A 24,296-nucleotide genomic window follows, 5' to 3' on the forward strand; every position below is an offset into this window, starting at 1 on the left:
CAAATAATTTTATGCTTTTAGGCGCTATTCTTTTTTATTTTTTCACGAATCTTTTCCAGCATATCTATTGTCATACTATCAATATCATAGACTGCTTCAAAGCCCCATTCTTCCTTAGCTGCATCTGCATTAATCGAATCCGGCCAGCTCTCTGCAATTCCCTGTCTGACAGGATCGACCTGATAATCCATTTCAAAATCCGGCATCTGCTTGCGGATGGACGCTGCAAAATGCTCGGGTGCAGCAGACATTGCAGTAATATTGAATGCATTTCGATGCTTTAATCGATCAGGGTCTGCTTCCATCAGCTGAATAATTGCATTCAAAGCATCCGGCATATACATCATATCCATATGGGTGCCTTGCGCGATATAGGAAGTATAGGTTCCTTTCCGAATTGCTTCGTAATATACTTCTACAGCATAATCTGTTGTACCGCCGCCGGGAGCTGTTACGTAAGAGATCAAACCTGGAAAACGGACTCCTCTGGTATCTACCCCAAATCTGGAATAATAATAATCACATAGAAGCTCCCCTGCTACCTTGTTCACCCCATACATTGTTGTTGGCCGCTGCAATGTATCCTGCGGTGTATTGTCTTTGGGTGTACTCGGCCCAAATGCACCAATTGAGCTTGGTGTGAAGAATTTCAAATCCAATTGTTTAGCCGCTTCTAAAGCATTGACAAGTCCTCCCATATTAATTTCCCAGGCTACTTTTGGAAAGGCTTCTGCCTTCGCTGATAAGAGTGCAGCTAAATGGATAATTGTATCTACATTATGTTTTTTAGAGATCTCGTATATTTCTTTTTCCTTCGTTACATCAATTTCTTCAAATATTCCTGACGGATTCTCAGGTCTCCGGATATCAGAAGCAATAATATTATCTTCACCGTATGTACTGCGAAGCTGCTCCGTTAATTCTGACCCAATCTGTCCTAATGCACCGGTCACTAAAATTTTTTTCATCTCGGAAAACTCCTCTTACTTTTTTGAAGAACCTTTTTAGATAAGTTTCATTTCTTTACCGATTTTTTCATAAATATCAATTGCACGATCCAGCATCTCTTTCGTATGTGCTGCTGTCGGCATATTACGGACACGCCCAGTGCCTCTTGGAACCGTCGGGAACACAATTGCTTTGGCGTATACCCCTTCTTCATACAGCCTTTTACTAAATGTCTGCGCCTGCTTCTCATCACCGATAATACAAGGTGTAATCGGGGTTTCACTCGCTCCAATATCAAAGCCCAGCTCTCTTAATCCTTTTTTCAAGTAATTCCCGTTCTCCCACAGCTTCTCATTCAATTCTGTACTTTCCATTAGAATTTCAATTGCTCTGGTACTTGCGATCGCATCTGCCGGAGATACTGCTGTAGAGAATAAAAATGGACGGGAGCGGACCTTCAGCCAATCAATCAGTGCCTGTTTTCCAGCAACATAACCGCCGACGACACCGATTGCTTTAGACAGCGTTCCCATTTGAAAATCAACTTTATCCTGCAGTCCAAAATGCTTTACAGTACCGGCGCCAGCTCCTGTTACCCCAGAGCCGTGTGCATCATCCACATAGGTTATTAAATCAAATTCCCCGGCAATCTCTACAATCTCCGGAAGCTTGGCAATATCTCCATCCATGGAGAAAACACCATCTGTAATCACCATCACTTTATTATATGCTCCTGACTCTGTAGCTTCTTTTGCTTTCGCACGCAGGTCATCCATATCAGAATGCTCAAACCGGATAATTTTTGCTTTAGATAAACGGCAGCCGTCAATAATAGAGGCATGGTTTAAAGAATCTGAAAGAATCGCATCGTTTTTATCCATAACCGCTGAAATAGCTGCCATATTACAGTTAAAACCGGATTGATAAGCAATAGCTGCTTCGGTCCCTTTAAATGCAGCAATTCTTTTTTCCAGTTCAATATGCAAATCCAGTGTTCCATTAATCGTACGGACAGCACCGGCTCCAACACCGTGTGAATCAATTGCCCGTTTCGCCACATCCTTCAATTCCGGATGTGTTGCCAGGCCCAAATAGTTATTGGAAGAAAGATTGATTAACTTTTTCCCTTTAATCATAATTTCAGGGCCATTTGCACCTTCCACTGTATCAATTTCGTTATACAGACCATTCTCCTTTAAATCAGCAATATTTTTTTCTAGAAACTGGTCTAAATTCCGACTTGTCATACACATCATCCTCCCTTAAATCGTCATAAATGTAATCCCTTACAAGTATAACATATAAGTAATCCAATCCAACCATTCACAGAATTCGCAAATGTATATGAAAATTAATGTTTTTCCTGCTAGCCAAGATGTATACTTTAGCCTATACTTAGATAGTTGATTATTATTCAAGATTATGATGGAGGGTTGAAAAGAAACATGCGAAAGGTTCTACTTACTTTGTTCATTTTTGTCATTGCCGCAGTGGGGGCTTTGGGTTATTCAAATGCTCACAACGATAGTAATGAAGAAATTGAACAAAATCCGGCTTCCACTGCTACAGAAATCCACAACTACTAAGGAACAATCAGGCGATCATTGGTTTTAGATAAAAGCATATATGTTTAAGAGGATGTTTAAAAACAATCTATATAACAAAAAGCTGAAATAATAAAATAGCACAAGGTGTCATGCTTCTTCATATAATAAAGTGTGGTACCTTTTTTTATGCATAAAAAAATAGCTTAAGAGTTCTACTAAACTCTCAAGCTACTTTTATACTGTCTATTTTAAGTGAATTTTATTCTACGATTGTTACGTTAACTTGCTGTCTTCCAAAGTTCAATGCTTCTTCTTGTGATGGTACGTGAAGATCGATTTTGTTTCCTTGGATTGCACCGCCGGTATCAGCAGCTGTTGCATAACCATAACCTTCTACGTATACTTTACTTCCCAGTGGAATAACACTTGGATCTACTGCAATAACTTTTGCATTTGGATCTGCATTTAAATCTACTCCTGTTGCAGTCACTCCAGAGCATCCATTACATCCTGCTGTATATGCAGTTGCTTCTACAGAAATAGTTTTTCCCTGTGGAGACTCATTAGAGGATTGTTCTTCTGATTCAGAAGCTGACTCTTCATTTGAAGTTTGTTCAACAACAACTTCCTCTTCTGCAGGTTCTTCAGCCGGTTCCTCTGCAGATTGTTCTTCTACAGCCGGCTCTTCAGCAGGCTCTTCAGCAGGCTCCTCTTCTGCAGCTTCAGCAGTTGCTCCATTTATTGATAACTCAGCACCAATAACAATGATGTCCGAAGAAAGTTTATTCCATTCTTTTATATCTTTCACGGATACACCGAATTCTTTAGAGATATCTGAAAGTGTATCACCTTTTTCAACTGTGTATAATGAAGATTCTTCCCCATCTTCATCTGGTTGACTTATATAGATAACATCTTCCGGATGAATAACCGTTGTTGTAAGACTATTTATATCAAGTAAGTTTTGTACGCTTGTATCATATTGATCGGCAATCTTCCATAAGCTTTCTCCTGATTCGACCTTATGTTCATTTTCTTCAGCGGAAACTGTTGTTGCAGCTGCACCGGTAATAATGATTCCAGCAGATAATGCTGCTACGAGTTTTCTCATCTGATAACCTCCTTTGTTTTTTCACAATCACTATCCTATCACAGGATTCAAGAGAATACAGTTACAGGACGGTTAAGTGTGAATGACAATGATTACATAATACCCGTTTACTATTACATTTGTAACAATTCTGTTATAGAAGCGATCACTACTACTTGTTTTATGACAAATCAACGTCAAAAGGAGGTGTCTGTAACAATAAAAAAGAGCTCTCTTTTTATAGAGAACCCTTCCTCAAACGCTTGCCAGTATTCAATTAACTGCTAAAGAAGTTTGAAATCGCACGGAAAATATCACTGAAGAAGTTCGCTACTTTCTGCCAGAATCCTTCGTCTAAACCTAAATCTTCTGCCTTTTCGACAAGGTTGTTTGTAATATCCTCCAATTGTTCTTTCATTGATCCAAAATCAATATCTAAATCTCTCATTCTATTTACTAAATCAATAAGCATCTGCCGGTCGGCGTCATTCAGCTGAATATCCAGATTGTTCAGCTGCTCATTCACGATTTGCTCCACTTCTTCTTTTGTAACTGGATTCTGTTCAGCAATCATTTTCTTAATTTCTGTTAAAAGTGTACTTACATCTTCATCGCTGACATCATCATTGTCGGCCAAATCCGTTGCCACTTCTAACTCATCGTTTGCCAGCTCCATCCGATCTTTGTCTAACTCTACCCCTTCTACATCATAGGCTTTATAAATTCCTGTCAATGCAGAGTGGCCTGATACTCTCACAGGGGATACAACATCGACAGTTGCATTTTCTGCCCCGGCTGTCAGCAGGGCATTCATATACATTTCCTTTGTTACCTCTGTTATATTATCTGGTGTTAAAATATTCACTTCCAGTCCACTGCCATCTGACTCCAAAGTAATTCTTGCAGAAGAGTACATATTTGAATCTGGATTTCCATTTATAAAATCAGCATAATCCTGGCCTGTAACGTCATGCTCTTCATATGTGTCATCGTCTGAAACACCCAATGTTTCCCTGACCTGTGTACGCTGGCTGTCGTTAAGCTTTTCTCCATAGATAATTGTAGTATTAGAAGTTGCTGAAACTGGCAATAAGATGCTAAAAAATAATATGAAGCTTAGCGCACCGTATTTCAACATCGATACTAACTTTTTATTCATTTTGTTTACTCCTTTTCTTCGTAAGAGCTTCCCGCTCTTACTTTTGATATTTGTTGCAGTGCAACTATCGTCATCTATTATACCTTGTGGAAAAAATGTTTACATGTTTTTAAACAATTAATTTATTTTTTGTGAGCAGATAACTTTTCATTTAGTTCGTGTTTGTGTATATTTGGAGTAGCGAAATAAATGAAGATACGATGACGGAATTTTCGTGTCCTCCTGTTTTATAAGAACGGGAATTCTACAGATGGTAAACGCAACGAATTTACAAAACTTAAACGGACGGCTGCAGATTGTTTTAGAGAAGGTATGGGTCATTGGCACTTATGCCTTTTTCATATGTACTCGTGCGCTTATACCATTCTGAATAAATGTATAGGAATCTGCAGTTAATGCAAAAAGCTAGAAAGAAGGTTTGAACGTTATTAATACACATCCAGGAGTAAAACGGAACTTGGTGATTATGTGGCTGGCTAATTTCTTTGTTAGCGGAAGCATGACAATGGTTGTGCCTTTTATTTCCTTGTACATTCAGTCCATGGGCAACTTTTCAGCTTCCTATGTACAAACATGGTCAGGGTTAACCTTTGCCGTTACTTTCATCAGTGCATTTATCTTTGCACCAATTTGGGGAAGAATCGGTGACCGCTTCGGAAGAAAACGTCTGATGGTTATGTCAGCATTAGGAATTGGAATTTCAGTATTTTTAATGGGCTTCGCAACAACAGTATGGCAATTATTTATTTTACGTCTGCTAATGGGAATTGTAACAGGTTTTATCCCAATGTCCCAGGCATTCATTGCAACACAGACTCCTAAGGAAGTCGCAGGCAGAGTATTAGGGACCCTGCAGACAGGAACAATTACCGGCTCTTTGATGGGCCCGCTGCTCGGCGGAGCGCTTGCTGATGCATTTGGTTATTCCAGCACCTTTAAATGGGTAGCAGCGACTATCTTTATATCCGGATTGCTCGTCATCTTCGGGGTTAAAGAAATGCAGGTTAAATTTTCAAAAGAGGAAGATACGAAGAACTACTCAAGAAAAGAAGTTTTGCAGTATATTCTTAATAAACCAATCTTATTGATTGTTTTATTGATGTCTGCCCTTGTTCAGATAGCGCACTTTAGTGTGCAGCCAATCTTATCACTATTTGTTGAAGAAATTCATGGGCCAGTCAATCTGGCATTCTTTGCAGGTATTGCTTTCTCAGCAACAGGAGTTGGAAATCTAATGATGACCAGACGCTGGGGAATGATCGGGGATAACCATGGCTATACAAAAGTATTGATCGTGATGTTGTTCGCATCCGGATTAGTTTACCTGCCGGGTATGTTCATAACAAACATTTGGCAATTGGTCGTTTTACGATTCTTACTTGGTCTATTCCTTGGCGGGATTATTCCAATACGTGTAGCCTATATTCGCAAAGAAGCACCTCTTTCTACGCAAGGAGAAGTGCTTGGCTACGATACAAGTTTACGCTTTTTCGGTAATATTATCGGGCCGATGCTTGGCGGTACAATTGCAGCTACCTGGGGATTTTCTTCTGTCTTTTTAACAACAGGGCTGCTGCTTATTCTTTGCGGTTTTATTATGCTTATTGCCTGGTTACGTTATGAGCATGAGCCTAATACAAAACGATCCCATTCACATACCTTCTCCTCCAGGTAAAAATATTGATTTGTTTCTATAATTATGCTAAAACTAACAAAGCAAGGTTAATTATTACAATATGAGTTCAAAAAGTAATCAAATTAGAAGCAAGAAGATCAAGGCGACATGGCTTTTCCGAACGGACTTTCACAGGATGTGATGACTTCTGTGTTGTCCACAGGACGTGGACGCTCTTAGCAGAAGTTCCTCTATGCTTTCAAATACGTGAGTAACGCTTTTGGTGGGGCGAGTAATCGCAGCCCCATCGGAAAAGCCACGTCAACGCAGAGATTCGCCGCTTATCGTTTGAGGACTTTTTGAACATCCTCTTGTAGAAAGAAAGTGATAGCAATGGGTATCGTTGTCATCGAAATATGTGACGGAAATGCCATCACTACTATAGATATTGAATCCATCTTAGAGAAAGAATTCCCTGAGGTTGCGGTTCTAATGAACGAATGCTTGTCATTCTGTGGCTTATGTGCTGTACGTCCATATGCCTTGGTAAATAATAAACGTGTGTTTGGAAAGACGCCGGAAGAATGTCTTGATAAAATACGTTTGCAAATTAAAGAAGAGCTTGCAGTTTATGAATAACTGCAAGCTCTTTTTGCATATTTCGACAATATTTCCCGGGAAATTATAGACTTGCTTCGAAAATCTCCATCGAGTCTTTTTTGGTTAAAGAGCGATAGTTACCGAATGTCGGGTTTGCAGTCACGGTTTTCTCTGCCATTTCTTCCAGAGTCGACTCATCTATATCATAGTCTGCCAGTCTGGATGGTGCGCCGAGTTCATTCCAGAATGCACGTAAACAGTCAATCCCTTCCAAGGCGACTACTTTATCTGACTTTCCTCTTGTATCGACGTTAAAGACACGGACAGCAAATTGTTTAAAACGCTGTACATTATCCTCGTCCAGTACATGCTTCATCCAATTAGGGAACAGAATAGCTAAACCGCCACCATGCGGAATATCATGGACAGCCGATACAGCATGCTCTAAATTATGCGTAGCCCAATCACCGCGATAGCCTAAATTCAACATATTATTTAAAGCAAGCGTTCCGCCAAGCATCGCTGTAGACCTATATGCATAATTTTCAGGATCTGCCAAAAGCTTCGGACCCACATCAATTAATGTTAACAAAATACCCTCACACCATCTGTCTTGAATTGGTGTATTTTCTTCATGATGAAAATAATGCTCTAACACATGTGACATCATATCCACTAATCCATAAATTGTTTGATCTCTCGGTACAGAAAAAGTATGCACAGGATCTAAAATAGAAAATCTCGGATAAGTGTAAGGAGAGCCCCACCCATGCTTTTCATTCGTTTCCCAATTGGTAATAACAGAGCCGGAATTCATCTCCGAGCCTGTAGCAGCCAAAGTAAGAAGGGTTCCAAATGGCAGTGCGCCTGCAGGCTTTTCTTTTTTCGTCACAACATCCCACATATCTGCGTCTGTAACAGCACCGACAGCGATTGCTTTCGTGCAATCAATCGTACTGCCTCCTCCTACAGCTAAAATAAAATCAATTTTCTGCTCACGACAGATGCTGACTCCCTCACGTACAGTAGAAACCCGTGGGTTGGGTTCCACCCCGGACAGTTCAAAAACCTCCGCGTGGATTTTTTCCAATTCTTCCAATACACGGTCATAGATGCCATTCCTTTTAATACTTCCGCCGCCATATACCATCAGGATGCGGCTTCCATAAGGCTGAATTTCATCAGACAGCTTTTCTATCTGGCCTTTTCCAAAAATAAGTTTTGTTGGATTGTGATAGATAAAATTCTCCATATAATCTCTCCTTACGCTTTACGGTATGCAACAATATCCATTTCCACGAGAACATCCTTCGGCAAACGGCTTACTTCTACACAAGCACGTGCAGGATAAGGCTCTTCCAGTGCAGCTCCATAGATTTCATTTACAGTTGCGAAATCCTCCATTGAATTTAAGAAAATAGTAAATTTCACAGCATTGGAAAAGCTCAAACCAGCTTCATCTAAAATAGCCTGTAAATTTGCTAATACCTGTTTTGTTTGTGCTTCAATTCCTTCTACTACCTCGCCTGTTGCCGGATCAATCGGAATTTGTCCGGAAATATAAAGAAAATCTCCTGCCTCGATTGCTTGAGAATATGGTCCAATTGCTGCTGGTGCATTGTTTGTCTGAATAGCCTTCATAAAAAATCATCCTCCACTCTATTTTTTTAATACATTCCTGTTGTCATAATCATCAGTTAATTACCCGAAAATGTGCTTCGGCAAACAACCTCTTTTACACGTGAAAAAGATATGACAACTTCTTGTATGTAGAAATAACCCTTGCTAAAGAGAATTTCGTATACTGTCATCATATCAGTTTTCCGATTCCATTTCTATTGCTTCCTTATAAGACATCACCGAAGAAACATAATAAATATCTCCATAGCACGCATCTAATTCTTCTGCTTCCTCTCTGCGGCAGGAATAAATGGAGCTATCCCTTCCTGCTTCCTCATACATATTTTGCGAAAAGGCAATTGCTGCTTCCTCCGAATAGTTTTCCTCCATCTCGCGGACATATTTAATAAAGCCGGGTCCGAAATTATAAGCCTGTACGGCTAATTCCAAGTCACCGTCGGCCTGATCGTATATCCAGGCAAAAAAAGATACTCCCTGCTCAATAGAATGCTCCGGGTCATCAATACAGCCTATTTTCCCGCATAAGCTTTCTGAGGATTGCATCGGATCATTACCGCGACCGCCGGATTCCTGCATCATCATTGCCAGAATTGTATCCGTCTGCTCTTCAATTCCATGCTGTTTCGCGTATTTCTCAACCAATGGTTTATATTCCCATATCTGCTGATTTAAGGCCGGTACAGAATCTGCTCTTTCAAACTCCTGCTCTGGATTATCAGTGATTTGATAAACTATCAGGGAAAGTATCATTAAGGACAGACCGAACACAAGCCCGATTATCATTAGATATTTTATTAAATTTACCAGTTGACGCCATTTCTTTCGTTTCATTATCTTTTCTCCTTTTAGTACGCGTTCAAAAAGTCCGATAAATAGGACCAAGAAGTTCAAGGCGACTGATATTTTCCGAACGGACTTTCACAGGATGTGATGACTTCTGTGTTGTCCACAGGACGTGGACGTTCTTAACAGAAGTTCCTCTATGCTTTATAATACGTGAGTATCGGAAAATATCAGTCAACGCACTTCCGCAGGATGCGGTGGCTTCTACGTTGCCCACACGACGTGGGCGTTCTTAGTAGAAGATCCTCTCATCGCCGTGTCATCTTTATTGAGCTTTTTGAACATCCTCTTTAAGAGAGGGTGTTTAAACACTCACTTTCAAGCTTTTCCCTAACCTAAGCATCCCCCACACCGAAAATCCATATACTATATGTCCTGACATCCAGATAACCCAGGCCCAAATATTATCTATTTCCGGTGTCCGGACAGATAATACCGTTGTCGGAAAAATAATCAGCCCGATTATGCTGCTGTAAAATAAATAAGGAATCAGCTTCTGCTCCAGTCTTTTCTTTTTTAACAGGAAATACAGAATCCATACCACGACCGTTGAAACAAGCAGATGCAAGGAAAATTCGATCCAATCCGGCAAATACATACTGCCCAGCACAGGAAAATAATCGACATTCATCAGTAATGTGTATACTGAAATGTCTGTCCATTGCTGAAACACATATAAGAATCCTCCAAGCACGAACCCCGCCATTAAACCAGCCAGCAAAATCATCGATTATCCTCCCTGTTTAAGCATCTGCAAATAACTTCTTCTCTCTCCATTTCCCGAAACGGTAATACATAACAGCAGCAACACTGCTTAGGATAAAGCTTGCTCCTACACCGAATGCAATACCAATTTCACCAAATAGTCGTGAGAACAAAGCCGTGAGCGGATAGCGCAAAATCCAGAAAGAAATAATATTTAAAATCAAAACAGGATACATAGCTCCCGCCGCTCGAACGACGCCATTTAATATGAAATTAATACCTAAAAACGGATAGCATAACGCAACAATCTGGAGATATAATGTACCAAACTGGACTGATGCTTCGTCCTGGATAAATAATTTTACACCATATTCAGCAAAAACAGCGACGATAATGCCAATCAAAAGCATAATAAGAAAATTATAGATGACGCCGTATTTAGCAATATCTCTGACTCTGCCCCAATTCTGAGCACCGATATTTTGGCCGGCCATGCTGGAAATCGCAATGCTTAAAGCATGTGCAGGCAGCATCAATAAGCTGTCCAAGCGCTGTGCTGCACTATATCCTGAGACAACAGCCTCTCCCTGCGCAGCTACAACACCAATAATTGCTGCTGCTCCGGCAGAAATAACGGCCATTTGCAGGCTTGAAGGAATGCCGATATGCAGAATTAATTTGATTTCTTGCCATTTCGGCAGACTCGGGATAGTAAACGGCGCTAAATCCTTCTTTATTATATAAAAGAAACCGATCAAAAAAGAAAAGCCTTGTGACACTACTGTAGCATATCCTGCACCGTTAATGCCCCATCCAAACACATGAATAAATAATGGATCCAGTACAGCATTTAGTATTACTGCTGCTGTTACAAAATAGAGTGGTGTTTTGCTGTCCCCGATGGATCGCAGAACCGTACTGATAAAGTTATAACCAAATAATAAAAGAATTCCTGTAAAATTAATGCGTAAGTAAGCTGCTGCAGCTGTCAGCATCGTCTCAGGTGTTCCCAGTAAATTCAGCAGCACCTCTGCAAAAATAAATCCTGACACACCAAGCAGCATTGCAATACATGTCATAAGGACAACAAAAGCATTCAAATAGCGCTTTAAGCCTTCCTCATTCTGTTTTCCTTTTTGCTGGGACAATATGGTCAAGGCGGCATTATTTAATCCAATAATAAGCGAAAGCACGACAAATATAATGCTTCCGGAAATGGCAACGGCGCCTAAAGCATTTGCACCAAGCAGATTTCCCACCCACAAACTATCTACAAATTGATACGATGTCTGCAGCAGATTGGCCAAAAGAATTGGTCCTGAAAAATAAAAAAGACTTTTACCGATACTGCCTGTTGTAAAATCATATTTCTTCGCCATTTATCTGCACTCCTGATTTATTCTTATAGTTATATTATAAAGGGAAGCTGTTGGAAAAAACTATTTTTGCTCGTCTTTTTTCCAAAAAAAGAAAGAAGCTCTTATTGATAAGAACTTCTTCCTTTCACTTATTTTTAACTGGCTTGCGTTTTTCCCCGTCGCATCGTTTTATCCCGTGACATAAATTGAATAACAAGCTGGATAGCAAATAATACAAAGCCGATTATGTCAGAATAGCCTTCCGGATAAATCAGCAGCAGCCCTGTTACAATCGCCAGAATCCGTTCAAACCATTTAATTTTGCGATACCAGTATCCGATCATTCCGGCACCAATGGCAATCATCCCGAGAATCGCTGTAAATAATGCAAATATTATTTCCAGAACGGTGGAATCAATCATTAAGAGTGTTGGATTCAGAACAAACATGTACGGAATAATAAATGCCGCGATAGCCAGCCTTGCCGCATTTGCTCCCGTACGTATCGGTTCTCCTCCGGATATCCCGCTTGCCGCAAAGGCGGCCAAAGCAACAGGAGGTGTAATATCTGCCACAATTCCAAAATAAAATACAAACATATGGGCAGCCAGAAGCGGAATAGCAACTTCCAGCTCTCCATTAAGCGCGACAATCGCCGGCAGCGCAATGGTAGATGTGATAATATAATTTGCTGTTGTCGGTGAACCCATCCCAAGTATAATGGATGTAATCATGGTAAATACCAATGTCAGCATCAATTGAACCTCTGGTGATGAAGCTATTGTGCCTGCAATAGACACTAAACTGTTACCAAGCTTCAGCCCCAGTCCTGTTTTGGTAACTACACCGACAATAATCCCGGCACAGGCTGTCGCTGCTGCCACACCCAATGCTGTTCTCGCCCCCTGCTCTAAGGCAACGATAAATTTGGCCGGTGTAATTCTTGTATCTTTTCGGAACAGACTTACAATAATGGTAGATAAAATACCATAGATAGCCGCCCTTTCCACACTCATGCCGATAAATAAGAAATAAACAATTGCTAAAATCGGCAGCAGTAAATGGATTTTTTTCAAAACACTCATTTTACTTGGTATTTCTTCATCCGGCAGTCCTGTTAAACCAGTTCGTTTTGCTTCCAGATGCGTCATGATCCAAATCCCGGCAAAATATAGAATCGCAGGAATAACCGCTGCTTTTGCAATATTCCAGTAGCTTTCTCCGGCAAATTCAATCATTAAAAAGGCGGCAGCCCCCATAATCGGCGGCATAATTTGCCCTCCGGTAGAGGCAGCTGCTTCCACTGCACCTGCAAAGTTCTTTCTATATCCCAGTTTTTTCATCATTGGAATGGTATAGGAGCCCGTTGTTACGGTATTCGCAACAGAGCTACCAGAAATCGTTCCATTTAATGCACTTGAGAAAATAGCTACTTTTGCAGGTCCTCCTACTCTTTTCCCGGCGATCGATATTGCCAGATCATTAAAATAATTTCCTACTCCTGTCTGTACTAAAAAGGCTCCAAATAAAAGGAATAAGAAGATATATGTAGACGATACCTGCAACGGCGTTCCAAGAATTCCTTCTGTCGTAAAAAACATTGATTGAATCAGCTGCTCGAGCGATAGACCCCGGTGTGCAAACATCCCCGGTATATGCGGTCCAAGCAAGGCATAGCCAAGAAAGAGAAGTGCAATAATGGTAATCGGAAGTCCTACTGCACGTCTGGCAGCTTCCAGCACAAGCAGAATTGCCAAGCCTCCCACAATCATTTGCGGTACAGAAATCCCTCCAAACTGCTGTACCAGGGTATCATAATATACTGGCCAATAGGCACAGACAAGGATTGATAACAGCATTAAAACATAATCATACCAGGGAATTTTAGTCTTCTTCATTCCACGGGCAGCCGGGAATAATAAGAAAATAAGTGAAAGCGCGAAGCCTAAATGTACGGTCCGTTGAATATAAGCAGTAAGCTGACCAAAAATGCCTGTATACAATTGAAATACGGAAAATGCAATTAACAAAAGAAAGATAACCTGAGCCAGTTTACCCTTTAAATTCCGCGTTTTTGATTCCGCATCATATTTTTCCAACAGTTCCTGCTGTTCTTTTTCTGAAAGTTGATCATTATTTTTTTCACTCACTGATCCTCTCTCCCTTCCAATAATCAAGCAATGTTATATAATCTATTTTCACTTCATACCAATCCCCGGGTACAAAATAATCATTAAAAGGGACTTCACAACATTCCTTGACATTCTTATTATCCTTCCATCCTAAACGATGCTTGGAAACAACCTTTCCATTACGAATATTCAGGGATTCAAATTGATGCTCCATATTTTTTATATGGTATTTCCCATCCTCATAAACAAATTCCTCGCCCTCGCCTGCATTATTTGGCATGCCGATGCCAAATTCTTCATAAATAATCTCGTATTGCTCAATCATTAAATCCTCTGTTACTCTGTACTTCTCCACCACATCTGTTAAATGAATCGAATGAGTAAAAGTAATTGAAAAATGATCATTTTCTTTTAAAGGTAAAAAAGCCGTCAATTTTCCTGATTCGCCGTCGTTAAAAACCAACGCTGTCTGAATCGGATAATTCACGCCAATTCCAATCCCTCCTCCAATCAGGAGTAATACCAGAAGAAGCTTTATCTGCTTTCTCCGCATTTCACATCACCTAGTTATACTTTCTTACTTAGTAAAAAAGCCGGCAGCCTATCCCTGCATGTTCTGGGTGGAGCCGGCTTTTTTCATTTAATTATTCAACACCTGCTTCATCAAAATACTTCTGTGCACCTGGATGCACTTCGATATCAATTCCGTCTAAAGCCGTTTCGGCTTTAATAAAGGATGATTTATCATGTGCCATCCCTTCTGCATTTTCATAGATCGCTTTTGTCATTTCATAAACGAGGTCTTCAGACAAGGAATCACTGACAGCAAGTGCCGCTAATACAGCAACCGTGTTCACATCTTCAGTTAGTCCGTAAGTGCCTTCTTCAATAACATCCGCAGCATAATAAGGATATGCTTCTGTAAGCTCATCAATCTTCTCCTGAGCAATCGGGACAATTGCGACATCTACCGAAGCTGCCAAACCTTCTACTGCACCTGTAGGCGTTCCGGCTGTAATAAACGCCGCATCAATATTACCATCCTGAATACCACCGGTTGACTCTCCGAAGTCCAGGTTTTCAGCATCAATATCATCCATTGTCATGCCATGAACTTCCAGGATTTGTTCTGCATTGATAAATGTTCCTGATCCGGGAGCGCCAACTGAAACTGTTTTACCTGCAAGGTCTTCTACAGACTCAATTCCAGCACCATCTGTTGTTACAATTTGAATTGTTTCCGGGTATAAAGAGCCCATCGCCATTACATGCTCTACAGGCTCATCAAAAGCATTAATACCTTCCACAGCATGTGCTACGACGTCCGTTTGTACAAAGGCAATATCTACATCACCATTTTCAATCGACAGCACGTTTTCTGCGGAAGCATTAGAAGAAATAGCATTAGCTTCTACATCCGTATTATCCGAAATAATTTTTGCCATTTCTCCTCCAAGCGGATAGTAGGTTCCGCTTGTACCACCGGTAGCAAGCTGAAGCATGTCCGGATCAGTACTGCTGTCTCCGCCGTCTCCTTCACTGCTGCCGTTATCATCCCCGCCACAGGCCGCTAAAAATAACAATAATGCAAAAATAAGTGCGAGCGGGCTTAACCATTTCTTTTTCATCTAAAGTCCCCCTTTTTATTAGAAAACTCGGCTGCCGCTAATCCTTAAATGACAACCTTCATTGCATTTATGCAGTTAAGAAAGCTTATACTTCCTTAACTGCCAAAAAAGTATCGTACCTGTAATAAGTTTACAATATTAGTAACATAAACGTCAAATTATTCTCAAAACAGCAATCGTTTACATTTTCAAAGTATAAAAATTTCTGTATTTTATACCCTTCTCATTGTATGTTTTCTACCTTGAAAAAATACGTTATATCTCCTGACCGTCCCAAGTAATTCTTGACTATTTTTTGAATATTCCATAGGATTATAATAATCCACTTTAAAACGAGGTGATGAAGCTTGTCATTAAAACTGTTAAAACATGCAATCTATTCTATCAAACCCTTACCGCCAGTAAACATTTGTTACCTTATTAAATATGGGGAACATCGGATTGCTTTTAATGAGATGAAACAGCTCCGTGCAGCCAGTATTATTAAATTGTTTATCCTTGCCGCTGCCTATTATGAAGAAGAAAGAGGAAACGTTAATCTGTCAAAGCAGGTGAACATCCCCGGTTTAGACTTGGCAGGCGGTTCCGGAATTGTTTCTTATTTATCAGATAAACAGACTTATACATATCAACAGCTGCTCGAACTGATGATAATTGTTTCTGATAATACAGCAACCAATGCCCTTATTGATTTCATCGGTCTGGATAGTATTCAGACCTTTATCGAAAAGATCCATTGTGAAAATACGAAATTAGAGAGAAAGCTGATGGATGAAGAGGCAATAAAGCTTGGATTGGAAAATGTAACAACCTGCTATGATGTCATGCTTCTGCTCGACTTATTTACAGAAGATAATAACATTCTGCCAGAGCACCGCCGGCAGCAGATTTTAACTGTCTTAGAAAATCAGCAGTTTAACAGTAAGCTGACCGCTTTTTCTTCCTATGATTCCGATATCAGAACTTTTCATAAAACAGGGGAGCTGACTGGAGCAGAGCATGATGCTGCTATATTTCAAACAGATGATAAGCTTCTCAAAGCTGTCATGCTTACAGAGGGGTGGACAAATAATGGAGAAGGACAGCAATTCCATCAGGCGGCAGGAGCACATATATACCATTATTTGAAGGGGTGAACAGAAGCGTTCTTCTTTTTCCTGTTCATAATACTGGCCTATGCAAGGGGGAAATAAATGAATATAAAATTAGGAATTCTGGGAGAAAAAAACATTGTTCAAAGAGTACAGAAAATCACAAAACAGTTCCCCTCCATCGAAGCTATCCCTTTTGTATTCTCTGAATCAGGTGATGCTCTGGCTCAGGCAGAGGGAGCCGTTATGTGTGATGCCCTGCTCTTTACAGATTATTGTTCTTATCATGAAGCCGTCAAACAAAAACATAAGCAGATGATGTTTTATATTGATTATGATGAATATAGTATTCTATCGTCTATCTTATATAAAGGAAAGCTCTCTCGAAAAAAATGCTTGTCTATTGATTATCCAGAGGATATAAAGCTGATTGATTTCACCCATGACACAGTGTTGTCAGGATATGAGCTCTTTTCCATCAATTACAATAAGCAGGATATCGAAAACATACAAAAATGGATTGATTTTCATAAAGAATTATTTTTCCGGCAAAAAACAGATTTGATTTTAACCTCCAGAAAAGATGTCTATATCAGGCTCTTACAGGAAGGCCTGCCGGTTTATTTTATAGAAATTGCCGAGAAGTGCATTGTCCAGGCATTGGAAAAAGTAACGCAGATACTGGAAATAGAGAGTTATTCTACAAATCTTGTCATGACAGGTATTTTGTCTTTGAAAGAAAATCTTCCTATCCATCTGCATCATCAGGTGCATACGGAAATCAGAAGATACTTGAGCGATTTTTGCAAAAAAAATGATGCGATGCTTCTGCCAACGAAGGATAGCCATTACTTTATCATTGGAACCAATAAGCTGATTAAAGTTATTAAGGAAAATTATCGTGCCTTTCCGCTTATGGATGATGTAGAAAAAATCGCCGGGAGCCCGATTGCGCTGGCATTCGGACTTGGGCTGAATCCTCTCTCTTCTCAAAAGCATGCTTATCTGGCTTTAGAAGCCTGTCAGAGCGATAAGGGCAGTCTCAGTTACCTGGTTAATGAGTGTCAAGAAAAAATGGGACCGATCGGCCAGCGTAAAAATATTGATACGAATAAATTATTTTATGCCCTTGTTCATCAGGCCCGTTTAAACAATGAATTATCCTACCTTTTCATTCAATTTATTGTAGAACGGAATAATGAACCTTTCTCATCAAATGATATTGCAGATTTTTATCAGGTCACCAAACGCAGTGCCGAGCGGACAGTAAAAAAACTTCTTTCTGGTGAAATTATTCAAATATCCGGTAAAGAGAGCCCGTATACAAAAGGCAGACCGCGGAAGCTGTTTGTTTTAAATCAGTAAGAAACCAAAGAAAAAAGACGGTCAGTGCTCCGTCTTTTTTTCTTTGGCAAATACAGCTTTGCTTCAGTATTTACAAGCTTAAAAGCTCTTTAATATCTTCCTCGCTTAACGAAGAAAGCATCGTCTCCCCAGGCTGGATAACCTGATCAATTAATTCTCTCTTCTTCTGCTGAAGCTCATATATTTTTTCTTCAATTGTACCCTCTGTCACCAGACGGATGACCTGCACAACATTTTTTTGTCCAAAACGGTGTGCTCTCCCGGCCGCCTGGTCTTCTACTGCCGGATTCCACCATAAATCATATAAAACGACGGTATCTGCACCAGTCAGATTCAGGCCGGTCCCTCCAGCTTTCAGAGAGATAAGGAATATTTCTTTTTCTCCCTGATTAAACCGTTCACTCATTTCGACACGATTTTTAGAAGGTGTTTCCCCATGCAGATAAAAATAATCATAACCAGCTGTCTCCAGCCGCTTGCGAATGATTTCCAGCATGCTGGTAAACTGGGAGAAAATAAGTAATCTCTTCCCGTTATTAATTGCCGTTTCGACAGTTTCCATCAGCTGTTCCAGCTTACCGGATTTCCCTTCATAATTCTCCACAAATGTCGAAGGATGACAGCAAATCTGCCGCAGTCTGGTTAAACCAGCTAAGATTTTCATTCTATTCTGCTGGAAAGCATTCTCTTTCATAGACATAGCTGCTTCCTGCTGCAGCCTCCTCAGATAGCCAACATACAGATCCTTTTGATCGTTTGTTAATTCAGAAATAGAAACAGATTCGATTTTATCCGGAAGCTCTTTTAACACATCCCGTTTCAAGCGCCGTAAAATAAATGGCTTTGTAATGGCGGCTACCTTTCCTGCATCAAGCTGTTTAAATGTTTTCTGATCTGGCATCAGTCCAGGCAGTACTACCTGGAAAATAGACCACAGCTCATCAATAGAATTTTCAATAGGAGTTCCGCTTAACGCAAATCTCCGTGTTGCATGCAGCGTACGGATTGCTTTGGATGTTTTCGTCTGATAGTTCTTGATATACTGCGCTTCATCTAATAATAATGTTTGAAATGTGATTTCCTGATAGTATTCAATGTCCTGACGCAATGTTGCATAGGAAGTAATCCAGACATCTTTCCCCGTGGAATCCTTCATGCGCTCATGTCTCTCAGCCGGCTGTCCTGTTAAAATGACAGAAGTTAAATGCGGCGCAAATTTCTCCAGCTCGCTTTTCCAGTTATACACAACAGAGGAGGGAACTACAATCAAATGTGGTCCAACAGGGTTTCCTTCTGATTCGGAGGTGATATACGCTATGGCCTGCAAGGTTTTCCCAAGTCCCATATCATCAGCTAAAATGCCGCCAAGCTGATACTGGCTCAATGATTTAAACCATTGATAACCGACCTTTTGATATGTACGTAAGGATGCCTGCAATGTTTCAGGAAGTTCATATACCTGTTCCTCCGGTGATTTCAAGTGGCTTAATAATTCTCTGAAATTCGAGTCATACTGTTTTTTTGTATCGAGCAGCTCATCCAGCTGGGCACCTCGATATACAGGCATCTGCACCTGCCCATCCTGGATGGCATTCTTATCCATTCCCAACCCATCAAAAAACCTTTGAATAGAAGCAAATTCCTCCGTATCCAGATCCATCATCTGCCCGGAATCGAGCCGGAAATAACGTTTCTTTTCAATTACCGCCTGGAGCACACGATTAATCTCGTTATCATCCACCCCTTCAATGGAAAAACCAATTTCTAATAAATTATTTTGTCCTTCCATATGCACACTTGTACTTGGCTGCGGATCATAATCAAAGAACAGTCTCTTAAACTCTGTGGATAAAAATAATTCCACATCCTTATCTAAGGACGGTAAAATCTTATATAAGAAATAATATAAATCTTCTTCATCGACAGACATATAAAGTTCTCTGCCATTATATCTGAAGTTTGCTTCTTCTATGTGCTGCATAATAAGACGTTCTTTATCCACATCACGAATCAGCATCACATCAGAATCTTTTTTTCCCTGAAATGGATCAATCACATGACTTCCATAATGATATTCCAGGCGACCGACGATCATATCCTCTTTTAATTCCAAATAGCATTTTGCTTTTAGCGGCTCCTTGATAACTTCATCCGCAATGCGTTCATCCAGTTGAACCTCGCCGACTGTTTCCAGCGCCGGCATAATCTCAGACAGGAATGTGTCCGTCTGTTCAACAGGGACGTCAAAATAGATATTCTCTAAACGAAACATCTCCAATTCCTTCAAAACCGGAATTTGCTCTCTTTCCGGAAAGTAAAAAACACCATCCAGAAACAGCAAATCGTAGTTCGGAAAAAACGTCATTGCACTGCCATTCTGCAGATTGAGCGAAATATGCTGATCATTTTTCATGACGTCAAATTGAAAAGGAAGCTCTCCTTCCACAATTTGCAGTTCTTTATATTCTTCCCGCTCTGTTTTAACGCTGGTTTCGCGCTCCATTAATTGATACAGTAATTGTTTTGCAAGTATTGGCGGAATAAGAAGATATCTTTCACTGCTTCTTCCTGAATAATTATAGGAATCATACAGCTCCGCGCTTTTGCACACTTGATACAGCAGCTCAAAAATTTCCTGATCTGCTTCATCTACAACATGCTTATCTGCTTGAAATGTAAATTTCTTGGAGAAATAATGATCTCTTTTTCTAAAATAATTTTCTAAGAACTCCGCTATATTTTTTACTACATAGCGATGCTTCTCACCAATCTTCATTTCAATCTGCAAGTGCTTCAGGTAAGACCAGCTTATAATGTACTCTACATTCACTGGCTGTTGATAGGAAGAGTTTTCTGTTACATTTCTCGTTCCCCGGATAGCCTCCATAAAACGGTTCAGCCGGTAATGATTTACTTTCGGCTGCACATCATTTTTTTCATAGCTTTGAACCGCTAATAAGGTTGCTACAATGTGTTTGCAGTACCCATATACTTCAAATGCCGGACAATCGCAGTGCATATCAATGGAGCCCTGCTGCAAATCTTTTGTATTCACTTCTACCAAGTAATCCTCTGTTCCTTGTACCGTTGCCGACCAGGTTAAATTATTATAATCATACATGAGGTCATGTACTTTATTATTTTTAAAATAGGTTAGACCACGACGATAAAAATTATCAGGAAACGCATTTTTTATATTCATATCCTTTATTTGTTTCAAACCTGTTAACCCACCTTTACGTTGTCAGATGATTTTCCAAGGACCGTAAATACATAAATCAGTATAGAAATAACGATAGAGGCTGCTGCTGTTAAGTAGATAGATGTATAGTTAAGTATTGCTGCAATTTGTCCGAATAAAATTGCCCCAATTCCCACTCCCAAATCAAAACAGGAAAAGAAGGTAGCATTTGCCATCCCTTTCCGGTCAGCTGGCGCCCGATTGACTGCCCAGGCTTGCAAAGCCGGCTGCACAGCTCCAAATCCGAGACCAAACAAAGCTGCTGCTGTTAACAAAATTGTCGTATTTGGCAGCCATGCCAGGAGGAGCATGGATATTAATATAAGCGATACTGCAGGCAGGAAAATCAATTTATGACCTTTTCTATCATATAGTCTGCCCGAAAACAGCCTGGAAATCATGATAAATACAGCAAAAATAAAGAAATAGAGCTGAATCCCCTCCACACCTCTTTCTATCGCGTGCAGAGGCAGAAATGTTGCTATTCCGCCAAAAGCAAATGTAATAAAAAATAGTAAAATCGATGGCTGTAATGCGCTTTTTTCCAATACATCAAAACGTGCTACTCTTGTTTGATGTGCCGGATCCACTTTTTTATAACGTATGCGCATTGCAAAAAGAAATGCAAGCACACCGCCTAATGCGCATAATAAGAAAAGCTGCTGGTAAGAAATAAGTACTGCCAGAGTTAATCCCAGACTGGGTCCAAAAGACAAAGCAATATTTCCGGATAAACCAAAATAGCCCATTCCTTCTCCTCTTCTGTTTGGCGGAATCAAGTCTGTTGCTATCGTTCCTCCGGCAGTAGTTGAGAATCCCCAGCCGACACCTTGAATAATTCGTATAATAATTAAAAATAAAATACTCGCTGTAAATGCAAATGCCCCCACTGAGAGGACAAAAATAGCTATTCCAATTAAGTAAACAAACCCTCTTCCCTTACTCTCTAAGGCGTGCCCTGCGTAAGGACGGATCAGCAATGCGGAAAATGTAAAAATCCCCACAATAATTCCCACCATTTGATCGCTGCCGCCGAGATCTTTCACAAATAGTGGTATCGTAGGAATAGTCATTTGAAAACCGAGGAAAATAAAAAAGTTTGCTATCCATATATAGAGAAAATCCCGCGAAAAAATCTTATCATTCTGCGAGACTGTCTGTGATTGTGTTTGCGGTTGCCCTGACATTGTCAACATCCTTCTTTCATCGTGTCATTACTAAGCCATTATACAGGAGTTTCCGGACAAATAACATGAAAAAAATTCAAAACGGTGTTTAAATATAGCGCGGGGTACCGTTCTGAGACAATGCTTATTAATGGATATTCAATAAAATGAGGTATTAAGTCCTTGTTCAAAAAGTAGTCTAAATTAGAAGCAAAAAGGTCAAGACGACATGACTTTTTGAACATCCTCTATGAATGGATTAATTTATCTGCTGAATTCTGCAAAACCTTTGAACCTTATAAATAGAACAGGAGAGCGGGGGGTTCCCTGCTCTCCTGTTCTATCATTTACATATTTTTTATCTGCCGTTACTAGGCAGCTATTGTTTCTTTTGTTTTTCCATGTCTTACGCGCTGTTTCCAAGTTTCTTTAAGATAAGGCATTACCCAGCGGTCCAGACCGTATCTTCCAGCATTCGCACCAGCGATAGCAATGAAGATTCCCAAGATAGCCATTTGCGGATTTGTAGATAATGTTCCACTTAGTAAGAAAGAGAAGTTCATCACAACACCCATAAGTGCAGCAAGGTTTGTAAAAATACCTAAGATGAGTCCTAATCCAATAAATACTTCTCCCCACATAACGGCGATAGAAAATAGTCCAGCGTTCGGAATAGCTACAGTGTCAAGAAATGTTGCCCACCAGCCTGGTACATCCGGATTTCCTAAAGCACCTTGCAGAAAACCGCCTGCATCAAATTCTCCACTTGCAATCTTGCCCCAGCCAGATGTTAACCATGTGTATCCAAGATAAAGTCGAATAACTACCCAAAGCCCCGCAATGTATTTGTTTGTTCTTAAAAAGTTCATCATGTCAATCTCTCCCTTTATTTAAAATAGTTTATTGTTCAATGTTTCACAATATGTTATTTAGGATATCCTTGATTACACTTTTATAATAACATGTGAATTATAATCCGTAAATAGTTTTTGTGAATTTATTCACATAATTTGAACAAAATGTGAAGGTAATTTTTGGATATTAATGTATCAAATTATGATATATCTATAGACACCTATATCACTTTATGATATATTCCCATTATATCGTTTTGTGATATATCCAAAAACGATACTGGAGGTGATTGATTGAAGAAGTCGGAGCAATTAACAGATTCCATGTTTTATATTATGGCCGCTTTAACGAAACCGCGGCATGGCTACGCGATTATGAGCCTTATTGAAGAAACAACTGGCGGTGTCATTACAATAGGCCCTGCCTCCATGTACACCATTATTAAAAAACTGTTAACACAAGAATGGATTTATTTGCATGACGGATCAGATTCAAGACGTAAAACATATCTGCTGACCGAAAAGGGCAGAAAAGCATTAGAAGAGGATTTAAAGCTGAGAAAACAAATGATTCAATTAGCAGAAACCGGACTGAAGGAGGCTGAAGAATGAAACAAACAAAATATATGATGTCCAGCGGTACTGCCTTTTCTGAGGAGAAGGACATGAAGAAATTGCGCCGGTTATCTTTAAAGGGATGGCATGTCAGTGGCTTTAAATTTATGGGGTATATTCTTGAAAAAGGAGAAAGCTCGGATTATATCTATAATTTAGATTACCGTTCCTTAGAAGAGGACGAGGAAGAAGAATACTTTGATCTTTTTTCATCTTCCGGATGGTCGCATGTTGCTACAGAAGCAGGTATACACCTATTTCGGGCGGAACCAGGTACAAAACCGATTTACAGTGACCGTGATACAACAGCAGAAAAATATAAAAGCTCCGGTGTCTTACACTCCATCCTTTTTACAGCAGCTGTTATTTTTAGTGTACTTGTCGCTGTTATAGCCTGGACTGCAATTGCACAGTACTCGAATAAATGGAAAACAGAAGGAAAATACCGTTTGGCAAAGCTGGGAAAAATGACATTCCCTCTGCTCTTAATGATCACTATTATTATTATATTCGTTGTTGGTGAAAGAGGTTATGCCATTCGAATCTTAGCCTCTTCGATTATTGGTGCAATCGCAGTCCCAACTATTATTTGGTGTATCATATCACTTCATCATATAATCAGCAGAAAAACAAATGAGAATAAACGATAAAATCATTACTGAGGCTGGGAGTAAAAAGAAGTTTTTAATCCAATATTC

The 24,296-nt window shown here is 39.9% G+C and carries 21 protein-coding genes; 6 read left to right on the forward strand and 15 right to left on the reverse strand.

The window, feature by feature from the left end; all coding sequences use genetic code 11:
• Positions 1–17 precede the first annotated feature (17 nt).
• The 4 genes from BN1068_RS08080 to BN1068_RS08095 all read right to left on the reverse strand — a co-directional run bounded on the left by BN1068_RS08080 (position 18) and on the right by BN1068_RS08095 (position 4,744).
• Complete coding sequence (locus BN1068_RS08080; RefSeq protein ID WP_077602346.1) at positions 18–968, reverse strand: L-threonine 3-dehydrogenase; 951 nt, start codon at positions 966–968, stop codon at positions 18–20.
• Between the two features lie 36 nt (positions 969–1,004).
• The gene (locus BN1068_RS08085; RefSeq protein ID WP_077602347.1) at positions 1,005–2,195 is read right to left on the reverse strand and encodes a glycine C-acetyltransferase; all 1,191 of its coding nucleotides are present in this window, start codon (positions 2,193–2,195) and stop codon (positions 1,005–1,007) included.
• A gap of 559 nt (positions 2,196–2,754) precedes the next feature.
• Positions 2,755–3,606 (reverse strand): 3D domain-containing protein, encoded by an 852-nt coding sequence (locus tag BN1068_RS08090; protein ID WP_077602348.1) that lies wholly within the window; start codon positions 3,604–3,606, stop codon positions 2,755–2,757.
• Positions 3,607–3,862: 256 nt separating this feature from the next.
• Positions 3,863–4,744, reverse strand: coding sequence for a DUF1002 domain-containing protein (locus tag BN1068_RS08095; protein ID WP_077602349.1), 882 nt, complete (start codon positions 4,742–4,744; stop codon positions 3,863–3,865).
• A gap of 466 nt (positions 4,745–5,210) precedes the next feature.
• Here BN1068_RS08095 and BN1068_RS08100 point away from each other — a divergent pair, with 466 nt between their 5' ends.
• Together BN1068_RS08100 and BN1068_RS08105 are read left to right on the forward strand one after the other, a co-directional pair.
• Complete coding sequence (locus BN1068_RS08100; protein ID WP_077602881.1) at positions 5,211–6,419, forward strand: MFS transporter; 1,209 nt, start codon at positions 5,211–5,213, stop codon at positions 6,417–6,419.
• Positions 6,420–6,752: 333 nt separating this feature from the next.
• The gene (locus tag BN1068_RS08105) at positions 6,753–6,998 is read left to right on the forward strand and encodes a YuzB family protein (protein WP_077602350.1); all 246 of its coding nucleotides are present in this window, start codon (positions 6,753–6,755) and stop codon (positions 6,996–6,998) included.
• Between the two features lie 43 nt (positions 6,999–7,041).
• Here the strand turns inward: BN1068_RS08105 and BN1068_RS08110 are convergent, their stop codons facing one another.
• From BN1068_RS08110 to BN1068_RS08145, 8 genes are all read right to left on the reverse strand, one after another.
• Positions 7,042–8,211, reverse strand: a complete 1,170-nt coding sequence (locus BN1068_RS08110; protein ID WP_077602351.1) for an iron-containing alcohol dehydrogenase — start codon at positions 8,209–8,211, stop codon at positions 7,042–7,044.
• Between the two features lie 11 nt (positions 8,212–8,222).
• A complete protein-coding gene (locus BN1068_RS08115; protein ID WP_077602352.1) occupies positions 8,223–8,600 on the reverse strand; it encodes a RidA family protein in 378 nt (125 codons plus the stop codon).
• A gap of 174 nt (positions 8,601–8,774) precedes the next feature.
• Complete coding sequence (locus BN1068_RS08120; protein WP_077602353.1) at positions 8,775–9,431, reverse strand: lysozyme family protein; 657 nt, start codon at positions 9,429–9,431, stop codon at positions 8,775–8,777.
• A gap of 316 nt (positions 9,432–9,747) precedes the next feature.
• Positions 9,748–10,170, reverse strand: a complete 423-nt coding sequence (locus BN1068_RS08125) for a hypothetical protein (protein ID WP_077602354.1) — start codon at positions 10,168–10,170, stop codon at positions 9,748–9,750.
• 16 nt (positions 10,171–10,186) lie between these two features.
• On the reverse strand, positions 10,187–11,527 hold the full coding sequence (locus BN1068_RS08130) for an MATE family efflux transporter (RefSeq protein ID WP_077602355.1): 1,341 nt from the start codon (positions 11,525–11,527) through the stop codon (positions 10,187–10,189).
• A gap of 134 nt (positions 11,528–11,661) precedes the next feature.
• A complete protein-coding gene (locus tag BN1068_RS08135) occupies positions 11,662–13,656 on the reverse strand; it encodes a TRAP transporter permease (protein ID WP_077602356.1) in 1,995 nt (664 codons plus the stop codon).
• Entirely contained in the window at positions 13,649–14,191 is a 543-nt protein-coding gene (locus tag BN1068_RS08140) for a DUF1850 domain-containing protein (protein ID WP_077602357.1), read from the reverse strand. The genes BN1068_RS08135 and BN1068_RS08140 overlap by 8 nt, the downstream gene beginning before the upstream one ends.
• A gap of 91 nt (positions 14,192–14,282) precedes the next feature.
• Positions 14,283–15,266, reverse strand: a complete 984-nt coding sequence (locus BN1068_RS08145) for a TAXI family TRAP transporter solute-binding subunit (RefSeq protein ID WP_077602358.1) — start codon at positions 15,264–15,266, stop codon at positions 14,283–14,285.
• A 347-nt stretch (positions 15,267–15,613) separates the two neighbouring features.
• Between BN1068_RS08145 and BN1068_RS08150 the strand changes: the two genes are divergently transcribed.
• Positions 15,614–16,402: a serine hydrolase gene (locus BN1068_RS08150; RefSeq protein WP_077602359.1), complete on the forward strand. Its 789-nt coding sequence runs from the start codon at positions 15,614–15,616 to the stop codon at positions 16,400–16,402.
• Positions 16,403–16,459: 57 nt separating this feature from the next.
• A complete protein-coding gene (locus BN1068_RS08155; protein WP_077602360.1) occupies positions 16,460–17,722 on the forward strand; it encodes a hypothetical protein in 1,263 nt (420 codons plus the stop codon).
• Positions 17,723–17,792: 70 nt separating this feature from the next.
• Here BN1068_RS08155 and BN1068_RS08160 read toward each other — a convergent pair whose 3' ends face one another.
• The 3 genes from BN1068_RS08160 to BN1068_RS08170 form a co-directional block, all read right to left on the reverse strand.
• Positions 17,793–20,942, reverse strand: coding sequence for a DEAD/DEAH box helicase (locus BN1068_RS08160; RefSeq protein WP_077602361.1), 3,150 nt, complete (start codon positions 20,940–20,942; stop codon positions 17,793–17,795).
• A 5-nt stretch (positions 20,943–20,947) separates the two neighbouring features.
• Entirely contained in the window at positions 20,948–22,150 is a 1,203-nt protein-coding gene (locus tag BN1068_RS08165) for an MFS transporter (protein ID WP_077602362.1), read from the reverse strand.
• A gap of 350 nt (positions 22,151–22,500) precedes the next feature.
• Positions 22,501–23,001 carry a DoxX family protein gene (locus BN1068_RS08170; protein WP_077602363.1) on the reverse strand — a complete coding sequence of 167 codons (501 nt, stop codon included), beginning with the start codon at positions 22,999–23,001 and terminating at the stop codon, positions 22,501–22,503.
• A gap of 276 nt (positions 23,002–23,277) precedes the next feature.
• Here BN1068_RS08170 and BN1068_RS08175 point away from each other — a divergent pair, with 276 nt between their 5' ends.
• Both BN1068_RS08175 and BN1068_RS08180 read left to right on the forward strand, forming a co-directional pair.
• Positions 23,278–23,595: a PadR family transcriptional regulator gene (locus tag BN1068_RS08175; RefSeq protein ID WP_077602364.1), complete on the forward strand. Its 318-nt coding sequence runs from the start codon at positions 23,278–23,280 to the stop codon at positions 23,593–23,595.
• Entirely contained in the window at positions 23,592–24,248 is a 657-nt protein-coding gene (locus BN1068_RS08180) for a DUF2812 domain-containing protein (protein ID WP_077602365.1), read from the forward strand. Before BN1068_RS08175 ends, BN1068_RS08180 begins: the two co-directional genes overlap by 4 nt.
• The last annotated feature ends 48 nt before the right edge of the window (positions 24,249–24,296 follow it).

Origin of the sequence: Oceanobacillus sojae, from assembly GCF_900162665.1 — a bacterium.
GTDB classification, from domain to species: Bacteria; Bacillota; Bacilli; order Bacillales; family Amphibacillaceae; genus Oceanobacillus; species Oceanobacillus sojae_A.